General features: G+C 46.4%; 11 protein-coding genes. 2 read left to right on the top strand and 9 right to left on the bottom strand.

Annotated elements, in window-relative coordinates:
• Positions 1-66: 66 nt before the first annotated feature.
• From Q4Q49_RS04300 to tkt, 8 genes are all read right to left on the bottom strand, one after another.
• Positions 67-630: a hypothetical protein gene (locus Q4Q49_RS04300; RefSeq protein WP_311998712.1), complete on the bottom strand. Its 564-nt coding sequence runs from the start codon at positions 628-630 to the stop codon at positions 67-69.
• Positions 623-1,372, bottom strand: coding sequence for a helix-turn-helix domain-containing protein (locus tag Q4Q49_RS04295; protein ID WP_311998711.1), 750 nt, complete (start codon positions 1,370-1,372; stop codon positions 623-625). Before Q4Q49_RS04295 ends, Q4Q49_RS04300 begins: the two co-directional genes overlap by 8 nt.
• 166 nt (positions 1,373-1,538) lie before the next feature.
• Positions 1,539-3,008 (bottom strand): sodium:proton antiporter NhaD, encoded by a 1,470-nt coding sequence (nhaD, locus tag Q4Q49_RS04290; RefSeq protein ID WP_226059532.1) that lies wholly within the window; start codon positions 3,006-3,008, stop codon positions 1,539-1,541.
• A 242-nt stretch (positions 3,009-3,250) separates the two neighbouring features.
• Positions 3,251-3,988 (bottom strand): YdiY family protein, encoded by a 738-nt coding sequence (locus Q4Q49_RS04285; RefSeq protein WP_006080338.1) that lies wholly within the window; start codon positions 3,986-3,988, stop codon positions 3,251-3,253.
• A 205-nt stretch (positions 3,989-4,193) separates the two neighbouring features.
• Positions 4,194-5,261 (bottom strand): class II fructose-bisphosphate aldolase, encoded by a 1,068-nt coding sequence (gene fba / locus Q4Q49_RS04280; protein ID WP_006080337.1) that lies wholly within the window; start codon positions 5,259-5,261, stop codon positions 4,194-4,196.
• Between the two features lie 252 nt (positions 5,262-5,513).
• Positions 5,514-6,689: a phosphoglycerate kinase gene (locus Q4Q49_RS04275; protein WP_006080336.1), complete on the bottom strand. Its 1,176-nt coding sequence runs from the start codon at positions 6,687-6,689 to the stop codon at positions 5,514-5,516.
• A 137-nt stretch (positions 6,690-6,826) separates the two neighbouring features.
• Positions 6,827-7,843 carry an erythrose-4-phosphate dehydrogenase gene (epd, locus tag Q4Q49_RS04270; RefSeq protein WP_012588472.1) on the bottom strand — a complete coding sequence of 339 codons (1,017 nt, stop codon included), beginning with the start codon at positions 7,841-7,843 and terminating at the stop codon, positions 6,827-6,829.
• Between the two features lie 116 nt (positions 7,844-7,959).
• A complete protein-coding gene (tkt, locus tag Q4Q49_RS04265; RefSeq protein WP_107403871.1) occupies positions 7,960-9,954 on the bottom strand; it encodes a transketolase in 1,995 nt (664 codons plus the stop codon).
• 400 nt (positions 9,955-10,354) lie between these two features.
• Between tkt and metK the strand changes: the two genes are divergently transcribed.
• Positions 10,355-11,506 (top strand): methionine adenosyltransferase, encoded by a 1,152-nt coding sequence (gene metK, locus Q4Q49_RS04260; protein ID WP_259214954.1) that lies wholly within the window; start codon positions 10,355-10,357, stop codon positions 11,504-11,506.
• 739 nt (positions 11,507-12,245) lie between these two features.
• Here metK and Q4Q49_RS04255 read toward each other — a convergent pair.
• Positions 12,246-13,196 carry a helix-turn-helix domain-containing protein gene (locus Q4Q49_RS04255; RefSeq protein ID WP_311899753.1) on the bottom strand — a complete coding sequence of 317 codons (951 nt, stop codon included), beginning with the start codon at positions 13,194-13,196 and terminating at the stop codon, positions 12,246-12,248.
• 137 nt (positions 13,197-13,333) lie between these two features.
• Between Q4Q49_RS04255 and Q4Q49_RS04250 the strand changes: the two genes are divergently transcribed.
• On the top strand, positions 13,334-14,227 hold the full coding sequence (locus tag Q4Q49_RS04250; protein ID WP_311899751.1) for an MBL fold metallo-hydrolase: 894 nt from the start codon (positions 13,334-13,336) through the stop codon (positions 14,225-14,227).
• The last annotated feature ends 193 nt before the right edge of the window (positions 14,228-14,420 follow it).

The following is a 14,420-nucleotide window of genomic DNA, read 5'->3' as shown; positions in this document are numbered from 1 at the left end:
GACTCATCGCAGTAGACATAAATCAATGAGCACTAATCTTAACTGAAATAAACTCAAATTCACTGATTAAATTCGACTATTTACGATTCGGCATCCACAAATCGTATTGCTGGGTTGGAATAACACCACGGCATAATCCTTAGTGTCATCCATATCTAACACTTCAATACTGAAATTATTCACCCCAGAATCGCGAAACGGTAAACTGCTGATGTTAGAAAGGTATTTCATATGTTCTGGCCAATTTTTTTGCTTTTCCATTTCCGATTTAGTTTTCGCCTCCACCGCCACCTTATAGGTCATGCTATTAGCCTCAATACTGTCGACCTTGCCACGCATCGAAATATGGCCCGCACTGGTGCCATCAAAATTAAAGTAACGGTAGTTGATTTGCGCTTTGTCGGCGGCAATCAATACGTCCACAAGCAGGTAAAATTTATTGTCACTGCTGGCAATACCAACACTGGCGCTGACACTTGGATTCACACTCGAGTGGCGATCAAACAGTTCTGAACTGCAACTCAACATCATGGTCCGGCTCGTTGCCGACTGTTTATAAATCACCCCGCAAGCCGCAATCAAGGCCGACAAAATAACAATATTGATGGTCCACTTGAGCCATTTAGCCACAGATATCCACCTCGCGCAGCCAGGCAGAGTCGATGAATGCTTTGGGGCGAGAAAAATCGCTGATGCTAATATTGCGGAGCACTGACTGGTCGAGTTTTTCACCGCGAAACGTCATATTAAGCACCTGTTTATCATGGGATAAAGACGCATAAACATCCGCCCAATCGCTCTTGCCACAGGCAATGAGGCCCGCGCTTAAGCGCTCGCCCATTTCGAACAGTAAGGTGTTACTCGCACTGGAGTCGGCATATAAGTTCAAGCGCACTTGCTGACCAGAGGCTAACGACAGTATCGACGTCATCAAGGCTTGGGTCGGCTTGCTGTGATCTGTATGTTTCAGATAAAACACCGAAAACGCCAACATCACCCCGAATAACACTAAGGCACTCCACAAAGGCACAGTGTGTAGTCTGAGGTAATTGACGCCTCGATATTCGCTGCCGTTTGATGGCCGCAACAAATAACCTTGGCCTTTAACGGTTTCGATCAAGCCCTCGTGCTGAGGGCCAAGAAAGGAGCGGAGCGTGGATATGGCGCGGGACACAGAGGCATCGGTTAATGGCGGACCTTGTCTATCCCCCGTTTTTAGCATGTGCTTTGAAACTAACTGACCTTGGTGTTCAAGCAATAACGTGAGCACTTGTAACTCGGCCCGAGAAAGATGCCAAGATTCATCGCGAGACAACTCAATCAGCATGCCTCGTTCTCGATCAAACCTGCAGCCTCCCAATTGCATACACATTAACTCAACTCCATAAAAACACGGAGTTAAGTCTATGCAAGCCAACCAATGATTAATGTGATCTTGCTAACCCAAGCCAGCAAATAGTTAATTTTCGTGAGACAAGCCGCAAGCCTGTCTCGATAAACGGCATGTCTCGATAAACGACAATCAAGCTAACGCAGTGTTAGAACATCGCGGCGTTTAACCACATGTGCACTAAAATGCTCGCCACATAACCTAAAGCTATCACAGGCGTCCACCGCAGATGTGCCCCAAAGGTGTAAATGCCGCGCGCTTGCCCCATTAGAGCAACCCCTGCCGCGCTCCCAATCGAAAGCAAACTGCCGCCCACACCCGCTGTCAGGGTAACCAATAACCACTGTCCCAAAGCCATATCGGGATTCATGGTCAATACCGCAAACATCACAGGAATATTATCAATCACAGACGAGAGTAAACCCACGGCAACGTTGGCATAGGTGACATCCCAGTGCGAGTACATGGCCTCAGACACTAAGCTCAAATATCCCATAAAACCTAGGCCGCCGACACATAACACCACGCCATAAAAGAACAGTAAAGTATCCCACTCGGCACGGGAAATGCGGCTGAACACATCAAATGGCACCACACTACCAAGTTGCTGCAGGCGTAATTTGTCTTGTCTTAATTCCGCCTTTTCACGTTCGCGGGCAACAGAACGATTGAAGGTTTTACGCAGGTAAAAACCAAAGAATTGCAGGAAGCCTAATCCCGTCATCATGCCCAATACAGGCGGCATACCTAAGAAGGAATGGGCACACACTGCCGTAGCAATGGTAAGTAAAAACAGCCCTACAATACGCTTAGCACCGGGCTTAGTGTACACATGCTCTTTTTCAGGCTCAGGCACAAAATGCGGGATGAACACACTCATAATGGCGGCGGGTAAGGCAAAGTTAACGAGGGCGGGAATGAACAGATTAAAGAAATCGCCAAAGTGCACTAGGCCCTTTTGCCATACCATTAAGGTCGTGATGTCACCAAAGGGGCTGAACGCGCCACCCGCGTTGGCGGCAACGACAATGTTGATACAGGCAAGGGTAATAAACTTGCGTTGCCCTGCCCCAACCTTCATCACCACAGCGCACATCAGTAAAGCTGTGGTTAAGTTATCGGCCACGGGCGAGATGAAAAACGCCATAAAGCCCGTTAACCAAAACACGGTTCGTAGGCTAAAACCACGACCCACGAGCCAGCCGCGGATCGCATCGAACAGATTACGTTCCTCCATGGCATTAATATAGGTCATCGCCACCAGCAAGAAGAGCAGTAACTCGGCGTATTCGAGCAAGTTTTGCTTGAATGCCGCTTCCGACACTTCAGACATGCCGTTTTGCATATAGACAAAACCTATCATGCCCCAGATGATCCCTGCCGCAACGAGCACAGGTTTCGACTTGCGTAAATGTAATGTCTCCTCGGCCATCACAAGTATATAAGCCAGCACAAACACACAGACAGCGACATAACCCACGCTCGCGGCGGTTAAATTAAGCCGATCTGCCCCTTCTGTCATAGCCCATGCTGCAGGTGAGAATCCGCTCAATATTGCAACGCAGAATAGACTCCACAACGCCATTCCACTGCCTTTAAACAACCGCTGTAATTTCATTAAAGTTCATCTCTACGTAGGAAATTAGTCGAAAATTACCATAGCTTCGGCATAGCAAATGTTGATAAAACGCAACTTTCTATGCATTACCCTATAACCAAAGGCATTTAAAACATTAATTTTTGTATAACTACAGCGGTTGCTAATAAAGAAAAGCTTAACGTATATTCAACTTAGTCTAAAAACAGCCAATAAAAAAGCACCTCGAAGGTGCTTTTTTGTTTTAAATCAGTGTCACAGCATTAGAAAGCATATAACAAGGTCATATTGGTTTCGGTATCTGTGCTTTTCTTATCATCCAGCGGCTCGCTGTTGTAACGCACAATAATGGCAAACTTCATCGCCAATGCGCCGATAATATTTGCCGTTAATGAGGTTTCAGAACGGGCATCTAACTTGTCACCGTAATCGGCAACGAAACGCTGTTGGAATTTAGAGGTTTCAGTGATTTCAGTTTCGAAGTTGATCACGCCGTGGGCAACAACGCTGTCGTTGGTGTCATAACCTTCGATAAGCGCTTGCTCAGTATCGAGACGTTGATAGATATAACCCGGACCCACTTCAACATCTAAAAAGGTCTTGCTGGTGTCATACAGTCTATGACCATAACCCGCTGCGCCAGATAGGGTGTAGTCATAACCGGTAAACGGGTCGACTTCATAACTGGCATTAGCAAACAGGTAGCTACGGTCTGTCATCATGTAGTTACCCTGTGCGCCCGCTAAATAGCGTTTCGCGGTGACAGAACCGGTATCTTCTTTGTATAAACCTTCTAGTAAGTACTGATTTTCCCAATCGCCAAGCTCATGCTTAAGATTTAAACGTCCCTTAAATGATGAGGTTTCAGTGTTACCTGTGGTTAAGGTGGCACCTAACTCAGCTTCACCAGCGAATGTCTTGTCGCCTTTTACAAAATCGGCCCCTGCAGTCGCCATAAAAGGTGCAGTCATTAATATCGCTGCGGTCAGTACTTTTTTCATGTTTATCCGTTCCTGTTCCGTTAAATCCAATCCCTATAAATATCTGTTCGTCCCAGCGAAGCTGGATAAGCACATATTAATATGGGTTAGTTTTTTCCCCTGAAAATCTGCGCAATATTAGCATTGACGATTAAAAAATGAAAATTGCATCTATTTTAAGCATAAAAAAACCCGCATTAGCGGGTTTTTGTCCTAGCGATAACGCTTACATGTTGATCTTAGGATCTAACGCGCCAGACTGATACGCTTTATACATTGCTTGTAAAGACAAAGGCTTAATCTTAGATGCTTGACCTGCACAACCGAAAGCTTCGTAGCGAACAGTACAGATGTCTGCCATGGCTTCCATTGACGCTTTCAAGAATTTACGTGGGTCAAATTCACTTGGGTGTTCCGCTAAGAACTTACGTACCGCACCTGTTGATGCTAAACGTAAGTCAGTATCGATATTCACCTTACGCACACCGTGCTTGATACCTTCAACGATTTCTTCTAATGGCACGCCGTAGGTTTCTGGGATCTGACCACCGTATTGGTTGATGATCTGTAACCATTCTTGTGGCACTGAAGATGAACCGTGCATCACTAAGTGAGTATTAGGAATACGCGCATGGATTTCTTTGATGCGGTCGATTCGCAGTACATCGCCCGTAGGTTTACGGCTGAACTTGTAAGCACCGTGGCTAGTACCGATAGCGATGGCAAGTGCATCAACATGGGTATCAGCAACGAAACGCGCCGCTTCTTCAGGGCTAGTCAACATTTGATCGTGACTTAAAATACCTGATGCACCAACACCATCTTCTTCGCCAGCTTGGCCAGTTTCTAAACTGCCTAAACAGCCGATTTCGCCTTCAACTGACACACCACACGCATGGGCAAATGCCACTGTTCGACGAGTGACATCGACGTTGTAGTCATAAGATGCAGGGGTTTTGCCATCAGCCATCAAAGAGCCATCCATCATCACTGATGACATGCCTAATTGGATAGAACGCTGACAGATATCAGGATCGGTACCGTGGTCTTGGTGAATACACACAGGAATATCTGGATACTGCTCAAGAGCCGCTGCCATCAAATATTTTAAGAACTGTGGGCGAGCATATTTACGCGCACCAGCAGAAGCTTGCACAATAACAGGGCTGTCTGTTGCTTCAGCGGCCTGCATGATGGCACGCATCTGCTCTAAGTTGTTAACGTTGAACGCAGGCACACCGTACCCATGTTCTGCCGCGTGGTCGAGTAGTTGTCGTAGGGAAATTAACGCCATTTTTTAACTCCAATAATAGGGTGACTGTCACATTCTGCAACGCTTGGTCACCGAGGTCACTATCGTTTGGATGGATTTTTATACCCGTATTCAGCTAGATACCTTAAACAAGCACCTAAAATAAGTACCTGAAATAAATATCTAAAATAAACACGGGCGGTTTTTTTATAATTCTTTTATTTATTATCAAGCTTTGATGTTATCAGAGCTTATCGCGGCGTCTTATGCGCCGCGTATTTTAAAACTTAATGATTAAGCGCCGCGCTTTTCTAACATAGCCACAGCAGGTAACTCTTTACCTTCGAGGAACTCGAGGAAAGCGCCGCCGCCAGTCGAAATGTAAGACACTTTATCGGCAATACCGTACTTATCAACCGCAGCCAAAGTGTCACCACCGCCTGCGATAGAGAAGGCTTTGGAATCTGCAATCGCTTGGGCGATACGCTTAGTACCTTCACCAAATTGGTCGAATTCGAACACGCCCACAGGGCCGTTCCACACGATAGTGCCAGCAGATTCGATGATTTTAGCCAGAGCTTCAGCGCTATCTGGACCAATATCAAAAATCATTTCGCCATCAGCAACTTCGCTAACCGATTTTAAGGTTGCCGCAGCTGTTGGGCTAAACTCGCCTGCCACGACCACATCAGTCGGCACAGGAATATCGGCGCCACGGCTCTTAGCATTGGCCACTAAACGTTTAGCTTCGTCGATCAAATCCGCTTCATACAGTGATTTACCGACATTGTAACCCGCCGCCGCGATGAAAGTATTGGCAATACCGCCGCCAACCACTAGCTGATCAACGATACCTGAAAGGCTTTCTAGCACGGTCAGCTTAGTTGACACTTTAGAGCCACCGACAATCGCCACCATAGGACGCGCAGGATTATCTAATGCCTTGCCTAAGGCATCTAATTCTTGCGCCAGTAATGGACCGGCACAGGCGATGGGGGCAAACATGCCAACGCCGTGGGTCGATGCTTGGGCGCGATGTGCAGTACCAAAAGCGTCCATAACATAGACATCACACAGCGCGGCCATTTTTTGCGACAGCGCTTCGTTGTTCTTGCCTTCGCCTACGTTGAAACGCACGTTTTCGAACACAACCACTTCACCGACGGCAACGTCGACGCCGTCTAAATAATCCGTCGCTAAACGCACAGGGCACGACAAGGCTTTAGCCAAGTAGTCAACCACAGGTTGCATAGAATATTCGGGATTGTATTCACCTTCGGTCGGACGACCTAAGTGCGACATCACCATCACAGCGGCGCCTTTAGCAAGGGCCAACTCGATAGTCGGTAGAGAGGCGCGCAGACGTGCATCACTGGTGACGACGCCGTTGCTAACAGGCACATTGAGATCTTCACGAATAAGCACGCGCTTACCTTGTAGATCCAAATCTGACATATTGATAATTGCCATAGTAACGCTTCCTTTTATAATCAAAAAACAAACTGGTTTCACACATGGCCGGTATCAGTTTACTGCCGCTAGGCGCTCGACATCCCGTCGAATTGGCATATAACTGAGTGACCCACCGGTGAATAATCTACTTTTTATCAGCCTCGCTTGGCTGCGATCATCGCCAAACTCGTATCTAACATACGGTTGGCAAAACCCCACTCGTTATCGCACCACAACAACAGCTTCACCAACTGACCGGCGCTGACACGGGTCTGGGTACCGTCAACAATACTGGAGCGCGGATCATGGTTGAAATCACATGAAACCAAGGGCTCATCAGTATAACCCAAAATGCCGTTAAATCGCCCATTGGCGGCCGACTCCAGCACATGATTCACAGTGGCAATATCGACGGTTTTCTCAAGCGTCACAGACAAATCAATCGCGGTCACGTTGATGGTCGGTACGCGCACCGAAATCGCTTCAAATTTATCTTTCATGTGCGGCAAAATCCGCTCAATACCGCGGGCAAGCTTAGTGTCTACAGGGATAATCGATTGGCCAGCGGCGCGGGTACGACGCAAATCATCATGATAAGCATCAATCACTTGCTGATCGTTCATCGCCGAATGGATAGTGGTAATGGCACCGCTTTTAACGCCGAAGTGGCGATCGAGCACGTCGATCACAGGCACGATACAGTTAGTCGTACAAGAAGCGTTGGAAACCACAGTGTGTTCGGCGCGGAGTAAATCGTGGTTGACGCCATAAACAATCGTGCCATCGACATCGGCTGAGGACGGATGGCTTATCAGCACTTGTTTAGCGCCAGCATGAATATGGGCTTCGCAGCTTTGACGATCGAGTAATACACCTGTGGCCTCATAGACAATGTCTATGTCCATTTCATGCCAAGGGAGTTTTGTGGGATCAGGCTCGTGGAGAATTTTTATCGCATCGTCGCCAATCAGCATGTGATCATCGACGAGTTTCACTTTGTGCGCAAACCGACCGTGGGTGGTGTCGTACTGGGTCAGATGAATAATGGCTTCAGGTTTAGCTAATTCATTAATCGCGACAATCTGCATTTGCTGCCGTTTTCCAGACTCGTACAAAGCACGAAGAATAGAGCGGCCGATACGGCCATAACCATTGATAGCGACTCGGATCATTGAGGTCTCAATTTCCTCTAAATACAAAAACGGCCTGCAAAAGATTGCAGGCCGCATTATACAGATTAACACTTAAAAAGTTTAACCTTTTGTATTGAATCTAATCCCTTGAGCGATTAGCCCAATGATTTTGCAGCATTCAGCACATTTTCAACGGTGAAACCGAAGTGATTCAATAGCACGTTACCCGGCGCTGACTCACCAAAAGTGGTCATGCCAACAACAGTGCCTTCAAAACCAACGTACTTGTACCAGAAATCGGTATGCGCCGCTTCGATAGCCACACGTTTAGTCACTGCGCGTGGTAATACCGATTCTTTATACGCTGCATCTTGCTTATCGAACTCAGTTGTCGATGGCATAGAAACTACGCGAACTTGTTTACCTTGCTCAGTTAATGCAGCCGCAGAATCCATCGCCAATTGTACTTCGCTACCGGTTGCGATCAGGATCAGTTCTGGTGTACCCGCACAGTCTTGCAGTACATAAGCACCTTTAGCCACGTTGGCTAATTGCTCAGCGGTACGCGCTTGGGCTTTGAGGTTTTGACGGCTGAAAATCAGTGACGTTGGCGCATTCCGACGTTGAATCGCAGCTTTCCAAGAAACCGCTGTTTCTGCCGCATCACATGGGCGCCATACGGCCATATTTGGCGTCATACGCAGGTTAGCTAATTGCTCAACTGGCTGATGCGTTGGACCATCTTCACCTTGACCGATAGAGTCATGGGTATAAACGAAGATGTTTTGAATGCCCATCAGCGCCGACATGCGGACTGCGTTACGTGCGTATTCCATGAACATCATGAAAGTTGCGCCGTAATTGATGAAACCACCATGCAGCGAAGCACCGTTCATAATGCCGCTCATGCCGAATTCACGCACGCCGTAGTAAATGTAGTTACCGGCAGGATCGTCTTGAATACCTTTAGAACCTGACCACAGTGTCAAGTTAGAACCCGCTAAGTCAGCAGAGCCGCCTAACAGTTCAGGTAACATAGCACCGAAAGCACCGATGGCATTTTGTGAGGCTTTACGGCTCGCAATCCCTTCGGCTTTGTCCTGTGATGCTTGCACGAATGCCTGCGCTTTTTCTTCGAAATCAGCAGGTAATTCACCTTTCAGTACACGGCGCTCGTATTCAGCAGCCAGTTCTGGGTGAGCTGCGCTATAAGCCGCAAACTTCTCGTTCCATGCCGCTTCACGGGCAGCACCAGCTTCTTTGGCATCCCAACCCGCATAAACGTCAGCAGGGATTTCAAATGGCGCATGTGGCCAGCCAAGGAATTCACGGGCTGCTGCGATTTCCGCATCGCCTAATGGCGCGCCGTGGCAATCGTGGCTGCCTGATTTGTTAGGTGAACCAAAACCGATAATGGTTTTGCAGCAAATCATGGTTGGTTTATCGGTAACCGCTTTCGCCGCTTCGATAGCAGCACGGATTGCCGCGCTATCGTGACCGTCAACACCGGCAATCACATGCCAGCCGTAAGCTTCAAAACGCTTTGGCGTATCATCGGTGAACCAGCCTTCAACATGGCCATCGATAGAAATACCGTTGTCATCCCAAAATGCGACCAGTTTGCCTAGACCTAAAGTACCGGCTAATGAACAGGCTTCGTGGGAAATACCTTCCATCAAACAGCCGTCGCCGACGAAGCAGTAAGTGTAGTGATCAACGATATCGTGACCATCACGGTTAAACTGTGCCGCTAAGGTTTTTTCAGCAATCGCCATACCGACAGCATTGCTGATGCCCGCGCCGAGTGGACCCGTTGTGGTTTCAACACCTGGGGTGTAACCGTATTCTGGGTGACCCGGGGTTTTTGAATGCAATTGACGGAACTGTTTCAGCTCTTCGATTGGTAATTCATAACCTGTCAGGTGAAGTAAAGAGTAGATCAGCATTGAACCGTGACCGTTAGAAAGGACGAAACGGTCTCTATCTACCCATTTAGGATTGGTCGGGTTGTGCTTAAGGAAATCATTCCACAGCACTTCAGCAATATCTGCCATACCCATTGGGGCGCCGGGATGGCCTGAATTTGCTTTTTGAACTGCATCCATACTTAACGCACGGATTGCGTTTGCGAGTACTTTACGGGAAGACATGCTCTCTCCTGCTTGTTTGTGGGGTCTAGCGGGCAATTTGGATGCATATTTTCCCCTACATGCCAGTGTGACGCAAACTAAAATTATCATTCACTCAGCAAAAGATGGCCGAATCGTAAACTCGCAGAAACAAGCTAGTCACTTTACTGGCATTTACTTGAGTGGGCATCGCAAGGATCACTTGTAATGGAGAAATAAATTTCTCAAAAATCGAGCAAACTTAATGCTATGAAATATAAGAAAAATAACCTATTTAAGACTGAGCGCAGTCGTTTTCAGGTCACAATCTGAGAGGATTTTTTCTCACTGGGGGTGATCGGCAATCAGATTTAAACTAAAATAGCCGTCTAGATGTAGATGCTTCTACACGTTTGAATGCTAACGACGAGATTTTCCTACTATGGCAAAGCACTTGTTTACTTCTGAGTCGGTCTCAGAAGGTCATCCCGATAAGATTGCAGATCAGATTTCTGATGCTGTGCTAGATGCAATTCTGGCTCAAGATCCAAAAGCACGCGTGGCGTGTGAAACTTATGTCAAAACTGGCATGGTATTAGTCGGTGGCGAAGTCACGACTTCTGCTTGGGTTGATATCGAAGAAATCACCCGTAAAACGGTGCGTGAAATTGGTTATACCCACTCAGATATGGGTTTTGATGCAGACTCGTGCGCGGTATTAAACGCCATTGGTAAGCAATCACCTGATATCAATCAAGGTGTAGACCGTGCTGACCCTGCTGAGCAAGGTGCAGGCGACCAAGGGTTAATGTTTGGCTATGCCAACAACGAAACCGACGTCCTAATGCCAGCGCCTATCACTTATGCCCACGCATTAGTGAAGCGTCAGTCTGAAGTGCGTAAAAACGGCACCCTGCCTTGGTTACGCCCAGATGCGAAAAGCCAAGTCACGTTTGCCTATGATGATGGCAAAATTGTCGGTATCGATGCCGTCGTATTGTCGACTCAGCACAGAGATGACGTTTCACAAGCCGACTTAATTGAAGGCGTGATGGAAACCATCATCAAACCAGTATTACCGGCTCAATGGCTAAACAAAGACACTAAGTTCTTTATCAACCCAACTGGCCGTTTTGTTATCGGTGGCCCAGTAGGCGATTGCGGCTTAACCGGTCGTAAGATCATCGTTGATACCTATGGCGGCATGGCCCGTCATGGTGGTGGCGCATTCTCTGGTAAAGATCCATCAAAAGTGGACCGTAGCGCGGCATACGCTGCTCGTTATGTGGCAAAAAACATCGTTGCAGCAGGTCTTGCTGATCGTTGTGAAATCCAAGTGTCTTACGCTATTGGTGTGGCAGAGCCGACTTCTATCAGCATCGAAACCTTCGGTACGGGTAAAGTGTCTGAAGATTTGCTGATCAAGTTAGTACGTCAACACTTCGAACTGCGTCCATACGGTTTAACGGCCATGCTAGATTTAGCACGTCCAATTTATCAAGCGACTGCCGCTTATGGCCACTTTGGTCGCAGCGAATTCCCTTGGGAAGCAACGGACAAAGCTGAAGCACTGCGCGCTGACGCGGGTTTATAATCGGTTTCGATTAAAACCCATTAAGATTGCAAAATATAAAAACCGCTACCCAGCGGTTTTTTTATGCCTGCAATTTGGATTCCCCAAAGCAAGATAATTGTATCGCCAGTTGTGCAGCATTCATTGTCATTGTTTCCCCTGTGACTCGTCACCTCTTTGTTTAACAAAAAGCGTCCCTAAGGGCTCAACTAAAACATCCTGTTTTAGAAGATCACAGGTGCAACAATGCCAACCCTCCCCAACCCTCTAGCTGTTCGTTCAGCTAAAAAGCTATTACCCCAAAGCAAGATAACTTTATCGTCAGTTATGCAGCATGAATTGTCATTGTTTCCCCAGTGACTCGCCGTAAATATATCCCTATAGGCTCGACGACGGCATCCATGCCGCCAACGGTCACAGTTGCAACAATGCCAATCTTAACTAACACTTCTGCTGTTCGTTTAGCTAAAAAAATATTGCCCCTAAGTGCGCCACGGCTCGAAGATCAGCCCTTTGTTATCTGATAATTTGAGATACTTAAAGTAATGGGTACCCAAAAGAAAGACCTGACCATGAGGGATTGCAAAAATCGTTACAGTGAATCAGACTTACCTAGTTTGGTTCACGGGCTGAACACCATCATTTCACGTTAGCTTTTGGCTAAAGTGCTTTCTATAGTGTACTTGTAAAAATCGAACACTCAGTAAAATCGGCGTTTATAGTTTATTTTAGAGTTGCTTCCAACATAGCTCTAACATCGTTAGTTTCCCGCAAACGTTTTACGCCAAGCACTTGGGCTAACTTGAAAACGTTGATTAAAATGTTGCCTAAATGACGTTGCAGTCTGAAAACCAACCATTTCAGACACTTTTTCTACAGGAAGTCGTGTACTTTCAAGAAGCTCAAGGCTACGTTGCAGACGAGCGTTCACAAGCCATTTTCCAAATGACATACCGGTAGCGTTGTTGAAATGCCGAGTAAAGGTACGGCGACTCATAAATAATTGGTCTGCTAAATCAGCGATGGAATATTGTTTGTCGAGGTTTTCACGTAAATAATCCAGTAACCGATTGACCTCTGCATCTTGAGTTGATTTTGGGATGGGTTGTGCAATAAATTGTGCCTGGCCGCCTTCTCTGTGTGGAGGTACAACTAAGATGCGCGCAACTTTATTCGCTGTTTTTGTCCCATAAAAAGACCTCACAATATACAAGCAACAGTCTAAAGCGGCTGCAGTACCTGCGGAAGTGACTACACGGTCGCTTTCAACATAAAGTGCGTTCGTATTTAGCTTTATATTTGGAAAACGAACAGTAAAATCGTCCTCTGCCATCCAATGAGTTGCCGCTTCTTTTTCATCTAATAGCCCTGAGTAGGCTAATGCGTAAGCACCATAGCAAAGCCCCACGACCGTAGATCCTCTTTCATGAGCTCTAACCAATACTTCAGAAATATTGGAAGCAGGCGGACTTTCTAGGTCATGCCACCCTGGAATGACGACTATATCTGCCAACTCAACGAGTTCTAATCCACCATCAGGCTGGACTGTCATCCAATTGTCAGAGTGTTGTGGCTTACAATCAATTGACACGATCTTTAAGTCAAAAATGGGTTTGCCATCTGGCTGCATCGAAAAAACGGCTTGAGGCACAGCGACATGAAACACGCTGAAATGAGGGTAGAGAATCAAAGCGACAGTTGGTACTTGCATGTGCAAAGCGCTCCCAAGTGAATCGTCATATCATTATTTGGCCCAATTGTTTCGATATTTGTCACTTGGGTCAATATTCCATCTCGTAAATACCGAAGATAATGTCTCATATTAATCAACCGCCAAAGAGATACATTATGAAAAACAAAGCTATCACCATCCTATTTACCTTAGGGCTTGCAACCATCATAAATAGCACCAATGCATTAGCTGAATCGGCTCCAACGCTGCATTCAGAACCACAGCAGGTTCAGTTTCAGCATATTCGAAATGCAACATCTAAACTCACTTATGGTGACACAACATTTTTAATAGACCCTATGCTGGCAAAGAAAGATACCTATTCTGGTTTTGCCGGTACTTACCGTAGTGAAATACGTATACCAATGATCGATTTACCCATGTCAGCTAAAGCTGTAATTGACAATGTAGACGCTGTTATTGTCACTCACACACATCTTGATCATTGGGATGATGCAGCACAAAGTGTAATTCCTAAAACGATGCCTTTATTTGTTCAAAATGAAGAGGATGCAAATACTATTCGCGCTCAAGGCTTTAAAGATGTGCGTGTGTTAGGCATTAAAACTCAGTTCAATGGTATTAGTTTAACCAAAACAGGTGGGCAGCATGGCACGGATGAAATGTATGCAATCCCAGAGTTAGCTAAATTGTTAGGAGAAGCTATGGGGGTGGTGTTACAAGCAGATAATTACAGTACTGTATATTTTGTCGGTGATACCATTTGGCGTAATGAAGTGGAAAATGCTCTAAATGAATTTAAGCCTGAAGTAGTTGTTCTTAACACAGGTGATGCTCGTTTAGACGGCCTTGAAGGCTCTATTATCATGGGTGAACAGGACACACTTCGAACTATTAAGCATGCACCTCAAGCTAACATTGTTGCTGTACACATGGATACGGTCAATCACGCAGCATTGACTCGTAAAGAGCTCAGGGAGTTTGTGCAAGAAGAAGGCATTGAAAAACAAGTATTAATTCCTGAAGATGGTGAATCGTTGAAGTTATAAGTATAGCTTCTTAATTAATTAGTCGTGGGTAAGGAACAAAGGGGGATAAGTGAGTACTCGAAGTAGTGAGCGAGTGAATCACTCTACACCAGACTGATTCACGTCAGCCGCTAAACCTCGTCCTATTGCCCTGTTTGCGGCTATTCTGGGGCGGTTTTTTCCCTTTAGATGAATCAAATCTCTAGAGAACTGA

The sequence above is a fragment of the Shewanella sp. SP1S1-7 genome, assembly GCF_031932105.1.
Classification (GTDB): Bacteria; Pseudomonadota; Gammaproteobacteria; order Enterobacterales; family Shewanellaceae; genus Shewanella; species Shewanella baltica.
Note: the sequence above shows the minus strand (reverse complement) of the source record. Positions and strands in the feature narration are given on the sequence as shown.

What these genes read in the sequence shown, in the direction of transcription:
- epd (WP_012588472.1), bottom strand. Translation starts at nt 7,843, where the DNA reads ATGATCCGAGTCGCTATCAATGGTTATGGCCGTATCGGCCGCTCTATT.
- nhaD (WP_226059532.1), bottom strand. Translation starts at nt 3,008, where the DNA reads ATGAAATTACAGCGGTTGTTTAAAGGCAGTGGAATGGCGTTGTGGAGT.
- metK (WP_259214954.1), top strand. Translation starts at nt 10,355, where the DNA reads ATGGCAAAGCACTTGTTTACTTCTGAGTCGGTCTCAGAAGGTCATCCC.
- Q4Q49_RS04275 (WP_006080336.1), bottom strand. Translation starts at nt 6,689, where the DNA reads ATGGCAATTATCAATATGTCAGATTTGGATCTACAAGGTAAGCGCGTG.
- fba (WP_006080337.1), bottom strand. Translation starts at nt 5,261, where the DNA reads ATGGCGTTAATTTCCCTACGACAACTACTCGACCACGCGGCAGAACAT.
- Q4Q49_RS04250 (WP_311899751.1), top strand. Translation starts at nt 13,334, where the DNA reads ATGAAAAACAAAGCTATCACCATCCTATTTACCTTAGGGCTTGCAACC.
- Q4Q49_RS04295 (WP_311998711.1), bottom strand. Translation starts at nt 1,372, where the DNA reads ATGTGTATGCAATTGGGAGGCTGCAGGTTTGATCGAGAACGAGGCATG.
- tkt (WP_107403871.1), bottom strand. Translation starts at nt 9,954, where the DNA reads ATGTCTTCCCGTAAAGTACTCGCAAACGCAATCCGTGCGTTAAGTATG.
- Q4Q49_RS04255 (WP_311899753.1), bottom strand. Translation starts at nt 13,196, where the DNA reads ATGCAAGTACCAACTGTCGCTTTGATTCTCTACCCTCATTTCAGCGTG.
- Q4Q49_RS04285 (WP_006080338.1), bottom strand. Translation starts at nt 3,988, where the DNA reads ATGAAAAAAGTACTGACCGCAGCGATATTAATGACTGCACCTTTTATG.